Annotated in this window: 15 protein-coding genes; 10 read left to right on the top strand and 5 right to left on the bottom strand. The window is 73.3% G+C overall.

Annotated elements, in window-relative coordinates:
• Positions 1-3,807 carry a tetratricopeptide repeat protein gene (locus SM418_RS33470; RefSeq protein ID WP_371945475.1) on the top strand — a complete coding sequence of 1,269 codons (3,807 nt, stop codon included), beginning with the start codon at positions 1-3 and terminating at the stop codon, positions 3,805-3,807.
• A gap of 103 nt (positions 3,808-3,910) precedes the next feature.
• The gene (locus SM418_RS33465; RefSeq protein WP_371966133.1) at positions 3,911-4,609 is read left to right on the top strand and encodes a Crp/Fnr family transcriptional regulator; all 699 of its coding nucleotides are present in this window, start codon (positions 3,911-3,913) and stop codon (positions 4,607-4,609) included.
• Here SM418_RS33465 and SM418_RS33460 read toward each other — a convergent pair.
• Positions 4,606-5,352, bottom strand: a complete 747-nt coding sequence (locus SM418_RS33460; RefSeq protein ID WP_371945477.1) for a maleylpyruvate isomerase family mycothiol-dependent enzyme — start codon at positions 5,350-5,352, stop codon at positions 4,606-4,608. The two genes, SM418_RS33465 and SM418_RS33460, sit on opposite strands and share 4 nt — an antisense overlap.
• Before the next feature lie 71 nt (positions 5,353-5,423).
• Between SM418_RS33460 and SM418_RS33455 the strand changes: the two genes are divergently transcribed.
• The 4 genes from SM418_RS33455 (at position 5,424) to SM418_RS33440 (ending at position 10,392) form a co-directional block, all read left to right on the top strand.
• Positions 5,424-6,227 carry an MBL fold metallo-hydrolase gene (locus SM418_RS33455; protein ID WP_371945478.1) on the top strand — a complete coding sequence of 268 codons (804 nt, stop codon included), beginning with the start codon at positions 5,424-5,426 and terminating at the stop codon, positions 6,225-6,227.
• Between the two features lie 230 nt (positions 6,228-6,457).
• Complete coding sequence (gene uvrA / locus SM418_RS33450) at positions 6,458-9,292, top strand: excinuclease ABC subunit UvrA (RefSeq protein ID WP_371945479.1); 2,835 nt, start codon at positions 6,458-6,460, stop codon at positions 9,290-9,292.
• A gap of 72 nt (positions 9,293-9,364) precedes the next feature.
• Positions 9,365-9,799: a Rieske (2Fe-2S) protein gene (locus SM418_RS33445; RefSeq protein ID WP_371945480.1), complete on the top strand. Its 435-nt coding sequence runs from the start codon at positions 9,365-9,367 to the stop codon at positions 9,797-9,799.
• Positions 9,800-9,894: 95 nt separating this feature from the next.
• Positions 9,895-10,392 carry a Rieske (2Fe-2S) protein gene (locus SM418_RS33440; protein WP_371945481.1) on the top strand — a complete coding sequence of 166 codons (498 nt, stop codon included), beginning with the start codon at positions 9,895-9,897 and terminating at the stop codon, positions 10,390-10,392.
• Here SM418_RS33440 and SM418_RS33435 read toward each other — a convergent pair.
• Complete coding sequence (locus SM418_RS33435) at positions 10,379-11,605, bottom strand: mechanosensitive ion channel family protein (RefSeq protein WP_371945482.1); 1,227 nt, start codon at positions 11,603-11,605, stop codon at positions 10,379-10,381. The genes SM418_RS33440 and SM418_RS33435 overlap by 14 nt on opposite strands.
• Before the next feature lie 174 nt (positions 11,606-11,779).
• Between SM418_RS33435 and uvrC the strand changes: the two genes are divergently transcribed.
• From uvrC to whiA, 4 genes are all read left to right on the top strand, one after another.
• The gene (gene uvrC / locus SM418_RS33430; RefSeq protein ID WP_371945483.1) at positions 11,780-13,777 is read left to right on the top strand and encodes an excinuclease ABC subunit UvrC; all 1,998 of its coding nucleotides are present in this window, start codon (positions 11,780-11,782) and stop codon (positions 13,775-13,777) included.
• Positions 13,774-14,652, top strand: a complete 879-nt coding sequence (gene rapZ, locus SM418_RS33425; protein WP_371945484.1) for an RNase adapter RapZ — start codon at positions 13,774-13,776, stop codon at positions 14,650-14,652. The genes uvrC and rapZ overlap by 4 nt, the downstream gene beginning before the upstream one ends.
• A 37-nt stretch (positions 14,653-14,689) precedes the next feature.
• Positions 14,690-15,667, top strand: a complete 978-nt coding sequence (locus SM418_RS33420; protein ID WP_371945525.1) for a gluconeogenesis factor YvcK family protein — start codon at positions 14,690-14,692, stop codon at positions 15,665-15,667.
• A 61-nt stretch (positions 15,668-15,728) separates the two neighbouring features.
• On the top strand, positions 15,729-16,709 hold the full coding sequence (whiA, locus tag SM418_RS33415) for a DNA-binding protein WhiA (RefSeq protein WP_371945485.1): 981 nt from the start codon (positions 15,729-15,731) through the stop codon (positions 16,707-16,709).
• 6 nt (positions 16,710-16,715) lie between these two features.
• Here the strand turns inward: whiA and SM418_RS33410 are convergent, their stop codons facing one another.
• From SM418_RS33410 to SM418_RS33400, 3 genes are read right to left on the bottom strand one after another with little or no spacing between them, the layout of a single operon-like run.
• The gene (locus SM418_RS33410; RefSeq protein ID WP_371945486.1) at positions 16,716-17,903 is read right to left on the bottom strand and encodes a hypothetical protein; all 1,188 of its coding nucleotides are present in this window, start codon (positions 17,901-17,903) and stop codon (positions 16,716-16,718) included.
• Positions 17,893-19,164: a hypothetical protein gene (locus tag SM418_RS33405; protein ID WP_371945487.1), complete on the bottom strand. Its 1,272-nt coding sequence runs from the start codon at positions 19,162-19,164 to the stop codon at positions 17,893-17,895. The genes SM418_RS33410 and SM418_RS33405 overlap by 11 nt, the downstream gene beginning before the upstream one ends.
• Positions 19,161-19,967 carry a hypothetical protein gene (locus tag SM418_RS33400; protein ID WP_371945488.1) on the bottom strand — a complete coding sequence of 269 codons (807 nt, stop codon included), beginning with the start codon at positions 19,965-19,967 and terminating at the stop codon, positions 19,161-19,163. The genes SM418_RS33405 and SM418_RS33400 overlap by 4 nt, the downstream gene beginning before the upstream one ends.
• Between the last annotated feature and the right edge of the window lie 75 nt (positions 19,968-20,042).

Raw genomic sequence — 20,042 nt, 5'->3', positions numbered from 1 at the left:
TTGATCGACTCCGTATCGAGCGACCACGCGCCCGACGTCCGGCCGGGCAGCTTCTGGGACCGGCTCGCCCCGAGCGACCGGCAGGCCCTGCGCGCCATGGGCCGGCGCACCGACATCCCGCCCGGCGGGATGCTGTGCCACCAGGGATCGGTCGCCCCCGCCGTCTACGTGGTGTTCAAGGCCTCGCCGCGCGCGGCCAGCAACGCGGTCGCCAAGGAGTTCGTCGACTCCAGCGACGGCGACGAGTCGATCATCGATCTGTTCGGGGCCGGGGACCTGGTCGGCTTCCTCGGCCCGTGGGGGCATCCGCAGCGCGGCACCGTCGCCGCGCTCGACCACGTCGCGGCGCTGCGCGTGGACCGCGCCAAGTTCCGCAGCCTGCTGGCGGCGAGCCCGCAGGTCGCCGAGGCGATGATGCACGCGATCTCGCAGAGCGTCACGTTCGGCGGCCGCCGGCACGCGGTGCGCGCGGCCGACCATCCGCAGCGGCTCGCCTACCATCTGCTGGAGCTGGCGCACCGGTTCGGCGAGCCCGGCGCCGGGGACGGGACGCGGATCCCGCTGAAGCTCAGCCAGGCCGAGCTGGCGAACTGGGCGGGGATCTCCCGCGAGACGCTGGTGCGGTGGTTCCGGTCGTGGCGGGCCAAGGGCATCCTCCACCAGCGGCCGCGCCCGCTGACCGTGCTGGACGTCGAGCGGCTGCGGCGCGCCGCGAGCCCGTGGGGGGACGAGTGGCCGGCCGCCGCCGAGCCCGCCGCTCCGGCCGGGCCCGCCGCGGACGCCGCGATCGCGGCGCGCGAGCCGGTGCGGCTGGAGCCGCCGGGCGGCCGCCCGCTCGCCGCGCGGCTGCCCGCCGACAACCCGTTCTTCGCCGGGCGCGCGGTGAGCCTCAGCAAGCTGGACCTGCTGGTCGGCCAGTCCGTGTGGCCGCGCGCGGTGATCGTCCAGGGCATGGCGGGGGTCGGCAAGACGACGCTGGCACTGCACTGGGCGCACCGCGTCGCCGACCGGTTCCCCGACGGGGCCCTGTTCGCCGACCTGCGCGGCACGAGCCGCAGCCCGGTCACCCCGGCGGAGGCGATGGGGCAGGTGCTGCGCGCCGCGGGCGTGCCCGGCGACCAGCTTCCGCGTACCGAGGACGGGCTCGCGGCGCAGTGCCGGTCGCTGCTGGGCGACCGCCGGATGCTGCTGATCCTCGACAACGCCGTCCAGCCCGAGCAGGTCAGGCCGCTGCTGGCGGCGGTGACGTCCGGGCTGGTGGTCGTGACGAGCAGGCGGCGGCTGCCCGCGCTCCTGGACGGCGCCGACGTCCGCACGCTGGAACTTGCGGAGATGGCGCCGCAGGAGGCCGTCGACCTCATCGCGGGCGTTCTCGGACCGGGGGACGCCCGCCTCCGGGACGAGCGCAAGGCCGTCGTGCGGCTCGCCCGCGAATGCGGCCATCTGCCGCTCGCGCTCGGCGTCATGGCCGGCCGGCTGGCCGAGAACCCGGACGAGTCGATCGCCGGGACCGTCCGGGAACTGGCCGCGCGGGACGCGCCCGACGCCGCGCCGTACGGGACGGGACTCGGCGTCTCCGCGGGGCACGGGACGTCCGGGCCGGGGCTGAGCGCCGTCGTCAACCCGACGTTCGACGTCGCCTACCGCAGCCTGCGCCGTGACCAGCGGGAGGCGTTCCGCAGGCTCGGGCTCGTCGCCGGCCCCGACTTCACGCCCGCCGCCCTCGCCGCCCTCCAGGACCGGACGGTGGACGAGGCGCGCGAATGCCTGGAGGGACTCCGGCAGGCCTACCTCGTGCACGACGTCGGCCCCGGCCGCTACCGGATGCACGACCTGCTGCGCGACTTCGCCCGCGAGCGCGGGCTCGGCGAGGACTCCGACGGCGAGCTGCAGGCGGCGCAGCGGCGGCTGCTGGCCGGCTACCTCGCCGAGGCCCGCGAGGCGGGCGCGGCGCTGCCCGGACGGCCCCGCCCCACCGCGCACCGGGGCGAGGCCCGCGGCCGCCCGTCACCGGCGGAGCGCGCGGCGGGGCTCGCCTGGTTCGAGATGGAGCGGCGCAACCTGGTCGCCGCCGTCCACCAGGCCGCCCGGCTCGGCCTGCACCGCACCTGCTGGGAACTCGCCGACGCGCTGTTCGACTTCCAGGACTTCCGCCGCTACAGCGAGGACAACATCGCCGTCCAGCAGGCGGGCCTGCACGCCGCCCGCGCCGAGGAGGACTGGGCGGCGGCGGCCGTCATGCTGCACAACCTCGCGATGGCGCACTTCGAGCTGGGCGGCTCCGTCCAGGCGATCGGCTACGGGGAGGACGCGCGGCGCGGGTTCCGGGCGGTCGACCCGCCCGACCGGTACGGGGAGGCCGTCACCCTCGCCACGCTCGCCGACGTCCACGTCGTCCGGGGCCGGTACCTGACGGCGATCGACCATGCGCGGCGGTCCCTGAGCATCCACGAGGAGCTCGGGGACGACGGGGGAGTCGCCAAGAGCCGCAGCACTCTCGCCCGCGCCCACCTCGGCCTCGGCGACTACGAGACGGCGCTGGAGCACGCGGCCAAGGCGCTGGTCATCCGGCGCCGGATCGACGACCAGGCGGGCGTGGCGGAGACCCTGATCACCGTGGCCGGCGTGCACCGGCGGCAGGGGAGCGTCCACGAGGCGGTGGCGCACGCGCTGGAGGCGCTGTCCATCCGGCAGGAACTCGCGGACATGCACGGCGCCGCCCAGGCGCTGACGGAGCTCGCGCGGATGAACGCCGCGCTCGGCCTGCGCGACATGGCGCAGCAGGACGCCGAGCAGGCGCTGCGCACCTACCGCGCCCTGGGCGGACGCCACGGCGAGGCGCGCGCGCTGAACACGCTCGCGATGCTGATGTGCGAGGCCTCGAAGTTCGCCGAGGCGTTCACCTACTGCGGCGAGGCGCTGCGGCTGCACCGCGACACCAGCGACCGGCACGGCGAGTCCGAGGCGCTCGCGCAGATCGGGATCGTCCACTGGAGGCTCGGCCGGTACCGGGAGGCGCGCGAGCACCTGCTGCAGGCGCTGGAGATCCGCCGCGAGATCGGCGACCAGCACGGCGAGGCCCACGATCTGGAGTACCTGTCGGTCGTGATGCGCCGACTCGGCCGCCCCCAGGAGGCGCTCGTCCTCGGCCTCGAGGCCCTCGACCTGTGGCACCACCTCGGCGCGCGGAGCGGGATGGCGGGGACGCTCGGCAGCCTCGCCCGCACCTACTCCTGGCTCGGCCTGCCTGAGGAGGCCGAGCGGGCGGCCCGGCAGGCGCTGCACCTGCGCAGGTCGGGCGGCGACCGGTACGGCCTCGGCGTCGGGCTGGACACCCTGGCCGCCGTGCTGCGCCGCGCCGGCCGTCCCGAGGAGGCGCTGTCGGAGGAGCTGGAGGCGCTGCGCTTCCTCGGCGAGGTCGGCGACCGGCACAGCGAGGCCACCGGCCTGGCCCACCTCGCCGCCATCCACCTCGACCTCGGCCGCGCCGACGACGCCCTGGAGACCGGGCGGCGCGCCCTCGACCTCGCCGCCGAGCTGGGCGCCGCGCGCGAGCAGGCGCACGCGCTGCACTCGATGGCCCGCGCGTCCCAGCTGCTCGGCAAGCACGCCCGCGCGGTGGAGCACGTCAACGCCGAGATCGTCATCCGCCGGGACATGGACGACCGGCGGGGGCTCCGGCAGGCGCTGGAGCTGCTGGGCGGCTCGCACCTCGCGCTCGGCGACCGCGCGGCGGCGGCCGACTGCGTGCGGCGCGTCCGCGCCCTCGACAACCTGCTTGAATCGGAAAGATCGCTGGACATGTGACGAATGAGGTAGTCCATCGGCGCAGCGCCGCGTTCACTGGACCATGACACGTGATCACGAGGTCGTGGCCCCGGCCCGGCCCGGGGTCCGGTGGGGAGGCGGGATGGCGGCCCTCGGATTCTGGGACGCGCTGAGCCCCCGCGCCCGGGAGGCGCTGCGCGCGGCCGGCGCCCCGGTGGTGATCAGGCCGGGCGCGTTCCTGATGCGCGAGCACACCCGCGCGTCCCAGGTCTTCGTGCTGCGCGCCGGCGCCGTCAAGGTCTGGGTGGACCGGCGCGGCGAGATCGCCATCCTCGACGTGCTCGGGCCCGGCGACCTGGTCGGCGAGGTGGAGGCGGCGGACGGCGGGATCCGGCACGCCAACGTGGAGGCGATGACCCGGGTGGAGGCGCTCGTGCTGCCCGCCGCCCGGTTCCGCGGAGTCCTGGACGCCCATCCCGGCTCGGTGTGGGCCGTCGCAGCCGTCCTCGCCGAGCGGCTGCGCGACTCCAACGAGCTGCGCGTCGCCCACTTCCCCGACGACCCCGGACGCCGCCTCGCCGGCCGCCTCCTGCGCCTGGCCGCGCGGTTCGGCACCCCGGTCAAGCGGGAGCGGCCGGACGGCGTGACGGAGGAGGTCGTCCACGTCCAGGTCCCGATCTCCCAGCAGGACCTCGGCCGCTGGGCCGGGATGGGCCGCCGGAAGGTCGCGCAGATCCTCGCCGCCGCACCGCTGCGCGACGGCCTGACCGTCGCCCGCGGCACGATCGCCGTCCGCTCCGCGGACGCCCTGCGCCTGCTCGCCGGACGCGACCCCGACTAGAACCCCGACGGCTCGTGCGGCCAGGGCGGCGGCACCGGGAGCGGGCCGTCCGGGCGGACGTGCACGCCGGAGCCGTCGGTGCGGCCGCTCAGCCAGCCGAGCAGCGCCCGTCCCGAGCCGGACGCCTCCGGCCCGCCCGCCGTCCAGCCGAGCTCGGCGGACTCGCCGGAGTCGGTCGCGGTGATCCGGTACCCGGCCAGCTCGCCGCGGCGCCCGGCCGGGACCGCGGCCACGTCCGCCAGCGTCGCGGCCGCCGCCCACCGGACGTAGGGCTCGGGCCAGTCGGCGGGCCCGTACCCGGCGGCGAGGTCGACGTGGTGCGCCTCCACCTCGTTCCACCGGCGGAACAGGGTGTACCAGGCGGGGTGCGGCCAGCCCTGCATCGCCTTCACGGGAGCGTTCCACGCGTCCTCGGGCAGGGTGCGGACCTGCTCGGCGAACCGCTCGGCGGTCGCGCGGACGTCCGCGATCAGCTCCGCACCGCTCCGCCCGGCGCCCGCGTCGAGGTCGGCGTTGCGCTTGTCCAGGCTCGGGTACTGCGGGATCTCCACCCCGGTCCGCGCCCATTCCAGCAGGTTCCAGAGGGAGTCGGCGTTACGGGCGATATGAGTGGCGACATGCCCGCGGCTCCAGCCCGGCAGCGCGGACGGGCCGCGCAGGTCGGCCTCGCCGAGCCCGCCCAGCGTCCCGGCGATGCGCTCGGTGCCCGCGTCCAGTTCGTCGATCACGTCGCGCCAGTCCATGACCCCTCCTCGACCGGAAAAGAGCCTCCATCCTGTCGCACCCGCCGGTCCGGTGCCAGACAATGGTGATCATGGATCTTCCGATCTGCGTGACCTGCGGCGTCCAGTACGCCGGGCCGCGTCCGGACTGCCCGATCTGCGAGGACGAACGCCAGTACGTCGGCTGGGACGGTCAGAGATGGACGACCCTCCGGGAGCTGCGGGCCGGCCACCGGGGCCGGATCGCCGAGGAGGGCCCGGACGTCGTCGGTATCGGCACCGAGCCGTCCACCGCGATCGGCCAGCGCGCCCTGCTGCTGCGCGCCCCGTCCGGCAACGTCCTCTGGGACATGATCACGCACATCGACGACGACGTGATCCGCCGGGTCGGCGAGCTCGGCGGCGTCTCCGCGATCGCGATCAGCCATCCGCACTTCTACGGCACCATGATCGAGTGGGCGCACGCGTTCGACGCCCCCGTCTACATCCACGAGGCCGACCGGCGGTGGGTCGCCCGCCCGGACGACGCGGTCGTCTTCTGGGAGGGCGACACCCACGAGCTGGCGGACGGCCTCACGCTGATCAACGCCGGCGTCCACTTCGACGGCGGCCAGGTCCTGCACTGGCGCGACGCCCGCGCCATGTTCTCGGGAGACATCCTTCAGGTCGTCCAAGACCGGGACTGGGTGAGCTTCATGTACAGCTACCCGAACCTCATCCCGGAGCGCCCGCGCACGGTCCGGCGGGCGCTGCGCCTGCTGGAGCCCTACGACTTCGACCGCGTCTACGGCGCCTGGTGGAAGAAGATCGTCTACACCGACGGCAAGGACGCCGTCCGACGCTCCGCCGACCGTTACCTCTCCTTCGCCCTGGACGACGAGCGGCCCGCGCCGTGAGCGGGCGCGCGAAGCGCGCGCGGGGGTGATGTGGTGGCGGGTGGTGTTCGAACACGTGTACGGTGCGGGAGTGCCGTCCGGACCGTTCGGAACGGGCGGGTAACTTCGTGAAATGCGGCGGCGGCCGTCGCCGTTAAGGAGTCGGGGGATTCTGTCGCACCCCGTGGCTAGCCTTGAGGCAGACCTGTCTCCCTACCGCCGCGCCCCAGAAGAGGAACCGGATCAACGCCGTGCATGACCGACTCATCGTGCGTGGAGCACGCGAGCACAACCTGAAGGACGTCTCGCTCGACCTCCCGCGGGACTCCATGATCGTGTTCACCGGTCTGTCGGGTTCCGGGAAGTCCAGCCTGGCGTTCGACACGATCTTCGCCGAGGGCCAGCGCCGGTACGTGGAGTCGCTGTCGGCGTACGCCCGGCAGTTCCTCGGCCAGATGGACAAGCCCGACGTCGACTTCATCGAGGGGCTGTCCCCGGCGGTGTCGATCGACCAGAAGTCGACCAGCAAGAACCCGCGGTCGACGGTCGGGACCATCACCGAGGTGTACGACTACCTGCGGCTCCTCTACGCGCGGATCGGGCACCCGCACTGCCCCGAGTGCGGCCGGCCGATCAGCCGGCAGGCGCCGCAGCAGATCGTCGACCGGGTGCTGGAGCTGGAGCCCGGCACGCGCTTCCAGGTGCTGGCGCCGGTGATCCGCGGGCGCAAGGGCGAGTACCTGGAGCTGTTCCGCGAGTTGCAGTCCAAGGGGTACTCCCGGGCGCTCGTGGACGGGCAGATGATCCGCCTGGACGAGCCGCCCAAGCTGAAGAAGCAGGAGAAGCACGACATCTCCGTCGTGGTCGACCGGCTCTCGGTGAAGGACTCCGCGCGGCAGCGGCTCGCCGACTCGGTGGAGACGGCGCTGGGGCTCGCGGGGGGCACGATCGTCCTCGACTTCGTCGACGTCCCCGAGGACGACGAGAACCGCACCCGGATGTACTCCGAGCATCTCTACTGCCCCTACGACGACCTGTCGTTCGAGGAGCTGGAGCCCAGGTCGTTCTCGTTCAACTCGCCGTACGGGGCCTGCCCCGACTGCACCGGGCTGGGCACGCGCATGGAGGTCGACCCGGAGCTCGTCGTCCCCGACGAGGAGCTCACGCTCGGCGAGGGCGCGATCCAGCCGTGGTCCAACGGGCACGTCAGCGACTACTTCCTGCGCCTGCTGTCCGCGCTCGGCGACGCCATGGGGTTCGACCTGAACACCCCGTGGCACAAGCTGCCGGCCAAAGCGCGCAAGGCCGTCCTGAACGGTCACGAGACGCAGGTCCACGTGCGGTACAAGAACCGCTACGGCCGGACGCGCTCGTACTACACGGCCTACGAGGGCGTGATCCCCTACATCCAGCGGCGGCACGCCGAGTCCGAGAGCGACTCCAGCCGGGAGCGCTTCGAGGGCTACATGCGGGAGATCCCATGCCCGACCTGCGAGGGCGCCCGGCTCAAGCCGGTCGTGCTGGCCGTCACCATGGGCGGGATGTCCATCGCCGAGGTCGCCGCGATGCCCATCGGCGAGGCCGCGAAGTTCCTGCTGGCGATGCAGCTGAGCGAGCGCGACGCGCATATCGCCGAGCGCGTCCTCAAGGAGATCAACGCGCGCCTCGGCTTCCTGCTGGACGTCGGCCTCGACTACCTCACCCTCGACCGGGCGTCGGCGACGCTCGCCGGCGGGGAGGCGCAGCGCATCCGGCTGGCGACGCAGATCGGCTCCGGCCTGGTCGGCGTCCTGTACGTGCTGGACGAGCCGTCCATCGGCCTGCACCAGCGCGACAACCACCGGCTGCTGGAGACGCTGATCCGGCTCCGCGACATGGGCAACACCTTGATCGTCGTCGAGCACGACGAGGACACCATCGCCGCCGCCGACTGGATCGTCGACATCGGCCCCCGCGCGGGCGAGCACGGCGGCGAGATCGTCGTGTCCGGCACCGTCGAGGACCTGAAGAAGTCCGACCGCTCGCTGACCGGCGCCTACCTGGACGGGCGCCGCGAGATCGCCGTCCCGCAGATCCGGCGGCCGCGCACGAAGGGCCGCGAGGTCACCGTCAGGGGCGCCCAGCAGAACAACCTGCGCGACGTGGACGTGGCGTTCCCGCTCGGCGTCCTCACCGCGGTGACGGGCGTGTCCGGGTCGGGCAAGTCGACGCTGGTCAACGACATCCTCTACAACGCCCTCGCCAAGAAGCTGAACGGGGCGAAGACCGTCCCCGGCAAGCACAGGCGCGTCAACGGCGTCGACCAGCTCGACAAGGTCGTCCACGTCGACCAGTCGCCGATCGGGCGCACGCCGCGCTCCAACCCGGCGACCTACACCGGGGTGTTCGACCACATCCGCAAGCTGTTCGCGCAGACCACCGAGGCGAAGGTGCGGGGCTACCAGCCGGGCCGGTTCTCCTTCAACGTCAAGGGCGGGCGCTGCGAGAACTGCTCCGGCGACGGCACCATCAAGATCGAGATGAACTTCCTGCCGGACGTCTACGTCCCGTGCGAGGTCTGCCACGGCGCCCGCTACAACCGGGAGACCCTGGAAGTCCACTACAAGGGCAAGACGATCTCCGAGGTGCTCGACATGCCGATCGAGCAGGCCACCGAGTTCTTCGAGCCGATCAAGGCGATCCACCGGCACCTGAAGACGCTGAACGACGTCGGGCTCGGCTACGTCCGGCTCGGCCAGCCGGCCCCGACCCTGTCCGGCGGCGAGGCGCAGCGCGTCAAGCTGGCCTCCGAGCTGCAGAAGCGCTCCACCGGCCGCACCATCTACGTGCTGGACGAGCCGACCACCGGCCTCCACTTCGAGGACATCCGCAAGCTCCTCGGCGTCCTGAACGGCCTGGTCGACAAGGGCAACACGGTGATCGTCATCGAGCACAACCTGGACGTCATCAAGACCGCCGACTGGATCATCGACATGGGCCCCGAGGGCGGCTCCCGGGGCGGCACCGTCGTCGCCACCGGCACCCCCGAGGAGGTCTGCGAGGTCGAGACCAGCCACACCGGCCATTTCCTCAAGAAGATCCTCTGACGGGTCGGTCTCGTGCGCCACGGCTCCGGGGGCCGGGACGGGGCATCGGAGGACGTGCACCAAGATGGACGCATGGGAGACAACATGACGGGTGGGGCCGTCGAGGCCGGGGCCGTCGGGCGCCGTGTGGTCCTGTGCGGCGGGGCGGCCGTCGTCGGGGCGACCGCGCTCGCGGGGTGCGCCTCGGGCAACGAGGAGAAGTCCGCCGCGGACCTCAAGGGCAAGGAGATCGCCAAGGCAGCCGACGTCCCGGTCGGCGGCGGGAAGATCTACGGGGACGAGAAGGTCGTGGTGACGCAGCCCAGCCAGGGCTCCTTCAAGGCGTTCACGGCGGTGTGCCCGCACCAGGGCTGCACGGTGGGCAGCGTCGCGAACGGGCAGATCAAGTGCCCGTGCCACGGCAGCGAGTTCAAGATCGCGGACGGGTCGGTGACGAAGGGGCCGGCGGCGCAGCCGCTCAAGGAGTACCCGGTCCAGGTCCAGAACGGCGGCATCGTCGTCACCTGAGCCCGGCCGATTTGGTTCTGGTTTGAACCATCCCGCCCTCCCGTACGTGCTAACCGGTGACGTGAAGGAACCGACAGTGCACCGGAGGGGCGAGCATGCCACAGGGGTCCGAGACGCAGGCCGACGGGACGGAGCAGGCGCCGGGGGCCGAACCCGGCCGCACCCGCAGGGGCCTGCTCATCGGGGCGGGGATCGCGGGCGTGGCCGGGCTCGCGGCCGCGTGCGGCGGGTCCGGGGACGGCGACGACGCGGGCGGCTCGGACGCGGGCTCCGGCTCCTCCGCGGGCGGCGGCGCCGATGGTTCGGGCGCCGCGCTCGCGTCTGCCGGTGAGATCCCGGTCGGGGGCGGCAAGGTCTTCGAGGACGCCAAGGTCGTCGTGTGCCAGCCGCGGCAGGGCCAGTTCACGGCGTTCTCCGCGACGTGCACGCACCGGGGCTGCAGCGTCGGATCGGTGTCCGGCGGGACGATCAACTGCCCCTGCCACGGCAGCAAGTTCAAGATCACCGATGGTTCGGTGGTGAACCCGCCCGCGGACGAGCCCCTGAAGGCGAGGAAGGTCACCGTCCAGGGCGACAAGATCATGCTCGCCTGAGCGACTTCGCCTTCGAACCCGGCTGCGCCGGGCCGTCCCCGTGGGGGACGGCCCGGCCGCCGTCGGGGTCGTCGGGCGCGTTCACGCCGGACGAGGCGCCGCCCGCCGTCCGCGGGCCGGGATGCGGGGCCGCGGGCGGCGCATCCCCGTCCGGGGACGCGCCCGCGCCGTTCGCGCCGTCGGCCACGGGCTCGGCGCCCACGCGGAACCGGGGGAGCGCCTCCGGATGGTGCTCGCGGACGTAGGCGACGAGATGCTCCCGCACGTCGCAGCGCAGGTCCCAGGTGCTCGCCGAGTCGGCGGCGCTCATCAGCGCCCGCAGCGTGACCAGCCCGTTCGGCAGGGTCTCCACGACCTGGAGCACCCACTCGCGGCGGTCCCACAGCGGGTTGTCCTTCAGCGCCGAGTACAGCTCGGCCCGCAGTTCCTCGACCGGGACCGTCCAGTCCACGTGCAGCTCCACCGAGCCGAGCAGCCGGCTGGAGTGCCGGGTCCAGTTCTCGAACGGCTGCTCGGTGAAGTGCGACACCGGGAAGATCATCCGCCGGTCGTCCCAGAGCCGCAGCACCACGTACGACAGCGTCAGCTCCTCGACCCGCCCCCAGATGTCCTGGGTGACCACGATGTCGTCCAGCCGCAGCGCGTCGCTGAACGCCAGCTGCAGCCCGGCGAGCAGGTTGCCGAGCGTGGGCCGGGCCGCGATGCCGACGACGAGCCCGGCGACGCCCGCGGAGGCGAGCACCCCGGCGCCGACCGCCCGGACGCCGGGGAAGGTGAACAGCGCGGCGCCCACCGCGAGGATCACGATCAGCACGGCCGCGATCCGGCGCAGCAGCATCATCTGGTTGCGGGCGCGCCTGGCCCGCCGGTTGCGCTCGCCCTCGATGTTCATCAGCCGGGTCAGCGGCGGGTCGCTCAGCGCGTAGCCGATCCGCAGCACCAGCCAGGTGGCGGCGCCGATGGCGGCGATCCGCAGCGCGTGCCGGACGGCGTCCTCGGCCTCGCCGTGCATCAGGTGGTACGGCATCGCGGCGTTGGTGCTGACCACCACCGCGAACGCGAACGCGGGGGCGGCGCAGCGGCGGGCGACGCGGCCGGCCCCCGGCCAGCGGGCCGACATCCGGCCGGCGAGCAGGCGCCGGCCTCCCTCGACGACGATCACGGACGTGGCGACGACGGCCGCCAGGACGACCCATGCCCAGAGCGCGGACACGTGCGCAACGACCCCCTCGGCTGATCGGAAACCTTCGTCCGACGTTCCCTTTCCCAGCGCTTTGCGGTCATCCGGTCCAAAAAGGGAGATCTATATCACCTTGTCCGGTTGCCCGTGCGCGGACGGGACGCGCGCGGCGTCCGGCTGTCGGTGCCGCCCATTAGGCTTTTGAGCGTGGCAGATCCGGCGACCTACCGACCCGCCCCGGGCTCCGTTCCGGAGTCCCCCGGGGTGTACCGATTCCGCGACGAGCACGGCCGGGTCATCTACGTGGGCAAGGCGAAGAGCCTGCGCTCGCGCCTGAACTCCTACTTCACCGACTTCTCCGCGCTGCACCCCCGCACGCAGACGATGGTGCAGACCGCCGCCAGGGTCGACTGGACGGTCGTCGGCACCGAGGTCGAGGCCCTCCAGCTCGAATACTCCTGGATCAAGGAGTTCGACCCCCGGTTCAACGTCCGCTACCGCGACGACAAGTCCTATCCGTATCTCGCCGTCACCCTGAACGAGGAGTTCCCGAGGGTGATGGTGATGCGGGGCGCCAAACGCAAGGGCGTGCGCTACTTCGGGCCGTACTCGCACGCGTGGGCGATCCGCGAGACGGTCGACCAGCTGCTGCGCGTGTTCCCCGTCCGGACGTGCAGCGCCGGCGTGTTCAAGCGGCAGCACCAGCTCGACCGCCCCTGCCTGCTCGGCTACATCGGCAAGTGCTCCGCGCCCTGCGTCGGCCGCGTCTCCCCGGACGAGCACCGCCTGCTCGCCGAGGACTTCTGCGACTTCATGGCGGGCAACACGACCCGGTTCATCAAGCGCCTCGAACGCGACATGCGCGAGGCCGCCGCGTCCCAGGAGTACGAGCGCGCCGCCCGGCTCCGCGACGACGTCCGCGCGCTGGAGCGCGCCCTGGAGAAGCAGGCCGTCGTCCTGCCCGACACCACCGACTGCGACATGATCGCCTTCGCCGAGGACGAGCTGGAGGCCGCCGTCCAGGTGTTCTACGTGCGCGGCGGCCGCATCCGCGGGCAGCGCGGCTGGGTGGTCGACAAGGTCGAGGAGGTCACCACCGCCGACCTCGTCGAGAACTTCCTCATCCAGATCTACAGCGAGAGCGAGTCGGTGCCCCGCGAGGTCCTCGTCCCGGCCCTGCCGCCCGAGGAGGACGCCATGACCGAGCTGCTCGCCGAGCGGCGCGACGGACCGGTCCGGCTGCGCGTCCCGCAGCGCGGCGACAAGAAGGCCCTGCTGGAGACGGTCGCGCGCAACGCCCACGAGGCGCTGAAGCAGCACAAGACGCGCCGCGCGTCCGACCTCACCACCCGCAGCCGGGCGCTCCAGGAGCTCCAGGACGCCCTCGAACTGGACGAGGCGCCGCTGCGCATCGAGTGCTACGACGTCTCCAACCTGCAGGGCACCAACGTGGTCGCGTCCATGGTCGTGTTCGAGGACGGCCTGGCCCGCAAGAGCGAGTACCGCCGGTTCACGATCAAGGCCGTCGAGGGGCAGGACGACGTCCGCTCCGTCCACGAGGTGATCACCCGCCGGTTCAGGCGCTACCTCGCCGAGAGCGAGAAGATGGGCGAGCTGGACCACCTGGGCGACCCCGAGGACGAGGGCGCCCACCAGCCGATCGACCCCGAGACCGGGAAGCCGCGCAAGTTCGCCTACCCGCCCAACCTGGTGATCGTCGACGGCGGCGCGCCGCAGGTCGCCGCCGCCCGGCGCGCCCTGGACGAGCTGGGCGTCGACGACATCGCGGTCTGCGGCATCGCCAAGCGGCTGGAGGAGCTGTGGCTGCCCGGCGAAGGCGATCCCGTCATCCTGCCGCGCAACAGCGAGGGCATGTTCCTCGTCCAGCGGGTGCGCGACGAGGCGCACCGCTTCGCCATCGCCTTCCACCGGCAGCGGCGGTCCAAGTCCATGACCGCCAGCGAACTCGATAACGTACCGGGTCTGGGCCCGGCGCGGCGCGCGGCGCTGCTGAAGCACTTCGGTTCGCTGAAACGGCTGCGGGACGCGACGCCCGAGCAGGTCGCCGAGGTCCCGGGAATCGGCACGCGCAGCGCGCAGAGCATCGTCGCGGCACTGCACGGCGGCACAGCGCCCGCGGCGGGCGGTGCCGCAGCGGGCGGTGCCGCGGCGGGCGACGGGGAGCACAGGGGGAGACGGGCATGACCAGCGAGACCAAGATCCCGGACATCGTGATCGTCACCGGCATGTCCGGGGCGGGCCGCAGCACCGCGGCCAAGTCCCTGGAGGACCTCGACTGGTTCGTGGTCGACAACCTGCCGCCGGGGCTGCTGGCCACGATGGCCGACCTCGGCGGCCGGGTAAAGGACGCGGTGCCCCGCATCGCCGTCGTGGTGGACGTGCGCAGCCGCGCCTTCACCGAGGACCTGCACTCCTCGATCGCCGAGCTGGAGGCCCGCGGCGTCCACCCGCGGGTGGTGTTCCTGGAGGCGAGCGACGCCGACCTCGTGCGCCGTTTCGAGAGCGTCCGGCGCCCGCACCCGCTGCAGGGCGACGGCCGCCTGGTGGACGGCATCGCCCGCGAGCGGGAGCTGGTCCGCGAGGTCCGCGCCGAGGCCGACCTGGTGATCGACACGAGCGGCCTCAACGTGCACGAGCTGCGCAACAAGATCATCGGATTCTTCGGCAACGACACCGGCGAGTCCAGCCTGCGCGCGACCGTCGTGTCGTTCGGCTACAAGTACGGCCTGCCGGTCGACGCCGACCTCGTCGTCGACTGCCGGTTCCTGCCGAACCCGCACTGGGTGCCGGAGCTGCGGCCGAAGACGGGCCGCGACACCGCCGTCCGCGACTACGTCCTCGGGCAGCACGGCGCCAAGGAGTTCCTGGACGCCTACGCCGAGGTCCTGCGGCTGCTCGCCGACGGCTACGAGCGCGAGGGCAAGCACTACGTGACCCTCGCCGTGGGATGCACCGGCGGGAAACACCGTAGTGTGGCCATGGCGGAACAGATCGCCGCCCGGCTGCGGGACGAGGGCATCGAGGTGCAGGTCGCCCACCGTGACCTCGGCCGCGAATGACCACCCGCGGGACCCGGACGAGGAGAGTTACGGCACGGTGAAGCCCCCTGGCTCGAACGCGGGCCCGAAGGTCGTCGCGCTCGGCGGGGGCCACGGCCTCTACGCCTCGCTGTCGGCGCTGCGCAACGTCACCGACCGGCTGACCGCGATCGTCACCGTCGCCGACGACGGCGGCTCCAGCGGGCGGCTCCGCCGTGAGCTCGGCGTGCTGCCGCCCGGCGACCTGCGGATGGCGCTCGCCGCCCTGTGCGGCGACGACGAATGGGGCCAGACCTGGCGCGACGTCGTCCAGCACCGCTTCCGCAGCGAGGGCGACCTGCAGGGTCACGCCGTCGGCAACCTGCTGATCGTCGCGCTGTGGGAGCTGCTCGGCGGCGCGGACGCGCCCGCCTCGACCGTCACGGGCCTCGACTGGGTCGGCCGGCTGCTCGGCGCGCACGGCCGCGTCCTGCCGATGGCGGCCGTCCCGATGGACATCGTCGCCGAGGTGCGCGGCGCCGACCCCTCCAGGCCGGACGAGATCACGCAGGTCAAGGGGCAGGTGGCGTGCGCGAGGACGCCGGGCGGCGTGCTCGGGGTGTCGCTCGTCCCGGCCGACCCGCCCGCGTGCCCGGAGGCGCTCGCCGCCGTCGACGACGCCGACTGGATCGTGTTCGGCCCCGGCTCCTGGTTCACCAGCGTCCTGCCGCACCTGAAGGTGCCCGCGCTGGCCCGCGCCCTCACCACCGCCCGCGCCCGCCGGGTGGTCGCGCTGAACCTCGCGCCGCAGCCCGGCGAGACCGACGACTTCTCGCCGCAGACCCATCTGGAGGTCCTGCAGGCGCACGCCCCGGACCTGCGCATCGACGTCGTCCTCGCCGACCGCGGCGTGGTGGACGACCCGGCGGCGCTCGACAAAGCCGTCCAGGCCCTCGGCGGGCGGCTCGTCCTCGCCGACGTCGCCGCCGACGACGGCTCGCCGCGTCATGAACCCGCCCGGCTGGCCCAAGCCTTCGTACAGATCTTTGACGACTGACGACCCGCGGGGCCGGAATCGGCCACACTGCTGGAAGTCCATTAGGGGGAGGGTTCATCAGATGGCGATGACCGGTGTGGTCAAGGACGAGCTGAGCAGGCTCACGGTCATGAAGCCGTGCTGCCGCAAGGCAGAGGTCTCGACGCTGCTGCGGTTCGCGGGGGGCCTGCACCTGGTCAGCGGGCGCATCGTGATCGAGGCCGAGATCGACACCGGGGTCGCGGCCCGGCGCCTGATCAAGGACATCGCGGAGGTGTTCGGGCACACCTCCGAGGTCGTCGTGCTGGCGCCGAGCGGCCTGCGCAAGGGCAACCGCTACGTCGTCCGCGTCTTCCGGGACGGCGAGTCGCTCGCCCGGCAGACCGGGCTCATCGACGGCAACGGCCGGCCCGTCCGCGGGTTGCCCCGGCACGTGGTCGCGGGGGCGGCCTGCGACGCCGAGTCGGCCTGGCGCGGCGCGTTCCTCGCGCACGGCTCCCTCACCGAGCCCGGCCGGTCCATGTCGCTGGAGGTGACCTGCCCCGGCCCCGAGGCCGCGCTCGCCCTGGTCGGCGCCGCCCGCCGGCTCAAGATCCACGCCAAGGCCCGCGAGGTCCGCGGCGTGGACCGCGTCGTCGTCCGCGACGGCGACGCGATCAGCGCCCTGCTCACCCGGCTCGGCGCGCACGACAGCGTCCTCGCCTGGGAGGAGCGCCGGATGCGCCGCGAGGTCCGGGCCACCGCCAACCGGCTCGCCAACTTCGACGACGCCAACCTGCGCCGCTCCGCCCGCGCCGCCGTCGCCGCCGGCGCCCGCGTCGCCCGCGCCCTGGAGATCCTCGGCGACGACGCCCCCGAGCACCTGGTCAACGCGGGCCGCCTCCGCCTGGAGCACAAGCAGGCGTCCCTGGAGGAACTCGGCCAGCTCGCCGACCCGCCCCTCACCAAGGACGCCATCGCCGGCCGGATCCGCCGCCTCCTCGCCATGGCCGACAAGCGCGCCGGCGACCAGGGCATCCCCGGCACCGACGCCAACCTGACGGCGGACATGCTCGCGCCGTAGGCGGACTCAGTCGCCTCTGAGGACCCGGTGGATCAGGTCGTCGCGCAGCTGCCCGTAGCCGGTCTCGGCCCAGACGCTCTGGGACGGGTCGGCCTCGAAGTAGGGGACGTCGCGGCCGTCGCGGCGGTCCGTCAGGATGTCGGGGGTCTCCTTCGTGCGGGCGGCGCGGGCGCAGTCGCGGCAGGCGTGGACGCGGAGGCGGCGCCGGGAGCCGATGGGGCGCCACTCGATCCTGGTGGCCGCGTCACCGTGCAGCGGGTTGAAGAAGCAGAGCGGGCTCGGCGGGATCTCCGGCCTGCCCGCGGCGACGGCCTGCGCGGACGCGAGGGCGTCGCGGCCCTGGTCGAGCAGGACCAGGACGCCCGCGAGGTCCGGGATGCCGCGCGCCCGGTCCAGCGTCTTGCCGGCCGCCTGGTAGGCGTCCAGCGCCCGCGTCATCAGCTCGCCGGTCCGTTCCCCGGAGACGGGCACGTCCGTGGTGTCGAGGAGTTCGCCGAAGGCGATGACCTCCCGCGCCGTCTGCTCGCGGAGCTGGTCCTCCCCGGCGCGCTTCGCCGTGGAGAACACCGTCCGGGGCATCAGCAGGGCGCTGTCGCCGCGGGACGTCGCCGCCATCCGGCGCCGCCGCCACAGCAGGAGGCCGCCGATTCCGGCGGCCGCGATGCCCGCGGCGCCGAGCGTGAGCGGGAGCACGGACGAGTCGCCGGACCTGGGCTCCTCTTCAGCACGGCGCTCCTCGACGCGTTTCTGGATCGCCGCCGACTGGCGGTCGTACTCCTTCTTGGCGTTGCCCGACACCATGAGATCGGCGATGCGGTCGAGCCGGGTCGCGAGCGACGCGTCGTCCATGGAGCGGTCGAAGGACACCGCCCAGGCGGCGTAGCGGGCCTGGTGCTCGCCGCCGAACTCCTTCGCCCGCAGGTCGTCTCCGATGTCGCTGAACGTGATGTAGACGCCGTCCCGGCCGAGTTTCGCGTGCACGACCGTCGCCAGCTGCTCGTCGTCGCTCCAGGTCCCGCCTTTGACCAGCGGGACGAGGACGACGAACACGGGCACGGAGAGCTTGCGGAACTTGGCGATGAGCCGCGCGCGGTCCGCCTCGGGCAGCGCGGAGGCCAGGGACGGGTCGACGTAGATGGGGGAGCGCCGCAGCGCCGCGGCCAGCCGCTCGCCGGGGGACGGTTCACTCGACACCGAGATACTCCTGGATGCGCCGGATCAGATCGCCGTCGGCCCCGAAGGCGGTGTCCTTCCAGACCCCGGCGATGGTGTGGTGGGGGCGCGGCCCGTCCGGGCCGGGGACCTTCAGTTCACGCGCGGTCAGCGCCGTCGTGCTCCGGCTGCCGCACGAGGCGCAGACGCGGCGCCGCCTGGGCCGCGGCTCGCCCAGCTGCGTCTTCCGGTTCTGCGTCGACTGGCCGTGCAACGGGTTGACGAAGCACGGTGCCGGCGGCGTCGCGGTCTTCTGGGCGAGGGCCGCCCGTCCCAGCCGTGCCAGGACGATCGCACCGGCGAGGTCGAGCGACTTGCCGGGATCGTCGCCCGCGTCGTCGTAGAGGATCTGCGCGGCGTCGTAGGCGGACACCGCGTACTCGCGGCCCGGGTTCCCGGTGCTCTCGGGCAGCAGGGTGCGCAGCCGGTCCAGTTCCCTGCCGCCCGTGCGGCGCAGCCATTTCACGGACGGCTCGGCGGGCGCGCCCGGATGGGCCTCGACGGCTCCGCCGGCGGCGGTGGCACGGGGTGCGCGGCGCCGCCTCCGGTACGCGGCGGCGCCCACGCCCGCGCCGTACAGCGTGAGGCCGGCGACCGGGCCGGCGAGCAGCAGGCCGGTGAGGAAGGGGGCCTTGGTCTCGGGCTCGACCGACCGCAACCTGTCCTCCTGCCCGAACGGGTCGGGCGTGGTGTAGAGGCTGGGGGTGCTCGCAGGTCTGGACGGCGCGTCCCGGATGATCTGCAGCCGGGCGGAGAGCCGGTCGGCCAGGTCGGCGAAGCGGTTGTCGCCGTCGGCGGGCCGGTCCGTGCGCTCGTCGTCGATGGAGTACAGCCGGCGCGGCACGCCGAACGCCTCCTCCTCGAACCAGGCGGCGGAGTTGACCAGCAGGTAGAGGCCGTCGCGGCGGAGCCTTTCATGGAGCCCGTGCAGGAGCACGTCGTCCCTGCCCTGGCTCTCCGACTCCTGGTGGTTGGGGATCACCACCACATAGACGGGCGTGCCGAGCCCGCTCGCCGCCGATTCCATCGCCGCCCGGACGCGGGCGCGGCCGGCCTGGTCCAGCGCCGTGGACATGTCCGGGTCGACGAAGAGAGGGTCCTTGGCGAGCGCCGCCGCGACGCGGTCCAGCCTGTGCCGCGCGTATGCGGGGATCGGCTCGCCCGCGGCCGCGGGCGCCACCGCGAGCAGCGGCGGGACGACGGCGAGGGCCGCGAGGACCAGGAACCGGGTGACGGCGTTCACCGGCGCTTCCCCCGCTTCTTCCGCTGCGCCGCGGAACCCGGCCTGGCGGTCTTGCCTCGCATTTTCTCGGCCTGCGCCTTCCTGGCGTGCGTCTTCCCGGCCTGGGTCTTCCCGGCCTGGGCCGTCTTGGCCCGTGCCGTCCTCCGCCGATAGAGGACGAGGAGGAGCAGGAGCGCTGCGCCGCTGAGCGTGGTCCCACCGGCGAACGCTCGCCATTCCGCGCGGCTCGCCTCGCGTTCCGACCGGTCGCGGGCGTCAAGGGCGATGCGCACCTTCGACTTCGGTCTCGGCCCGGCGCGCTCCCGCCGCTCCTCGGCATGGCCGGACAGGGCGATCTCCACGAACCGTTCGACCATCGCGACCGCGCCCGCATCGGAGGGCAGTTCCGACCAGGTGGCCCACACCGCGTCCTGCACCGGGAGCGTCGCGCCGCCGTACTGGACGGCGGAGAACGACGAGCTCGTCGGGTCCGCCACGATGTAGACGCCGGGGCGGCCGAGGTCGTCGTGCAGCAGCGGGACGAGGTCCTCCGTCCCGTAGCCGTCGGCGAGCCGGGCCGGCGTCACCGCGACGTAGGCGGGGACGCCGAGCCGGGCGACGGCCTTCTTGATCCGCTGGGCCGCGTCCTCCGGCACCGCACGCGGCGCGTGATCTGTGACATAGACGGGGTCACGGCGCAGTTCGGCGGTGAGGTGGTCGATCCGGCTCACCTGCTCGGCACGCTCGAGCGGGGCCGCCGAGGCGGGCGCGGGGAGGCACGCGAGTAGAGCACCGATCACCAGGACAGACCACCCGCGCCGCATGGACGGCGAGTGTAGTGATGATCGACGAATGTCGTGAGCTGGGGTGGAAGCGGAGGAACCCCCCGGCCGGGGGAC

The organism is Actinomadura chokoriensis, from assembly GCF_041463665.1.
Lineage (GTDB): Bacteria > Actinomycetota > Actinomycetes > Streptosporangiales > Streptosporangiaceae > Spirillospora > Spirillospora chokoriensis_A.
The sequence above is the reverse complement of the archived record's forward strand: the minus strand, read 5'-3'. Positions and strand labels throughout refer to the sequence as shown.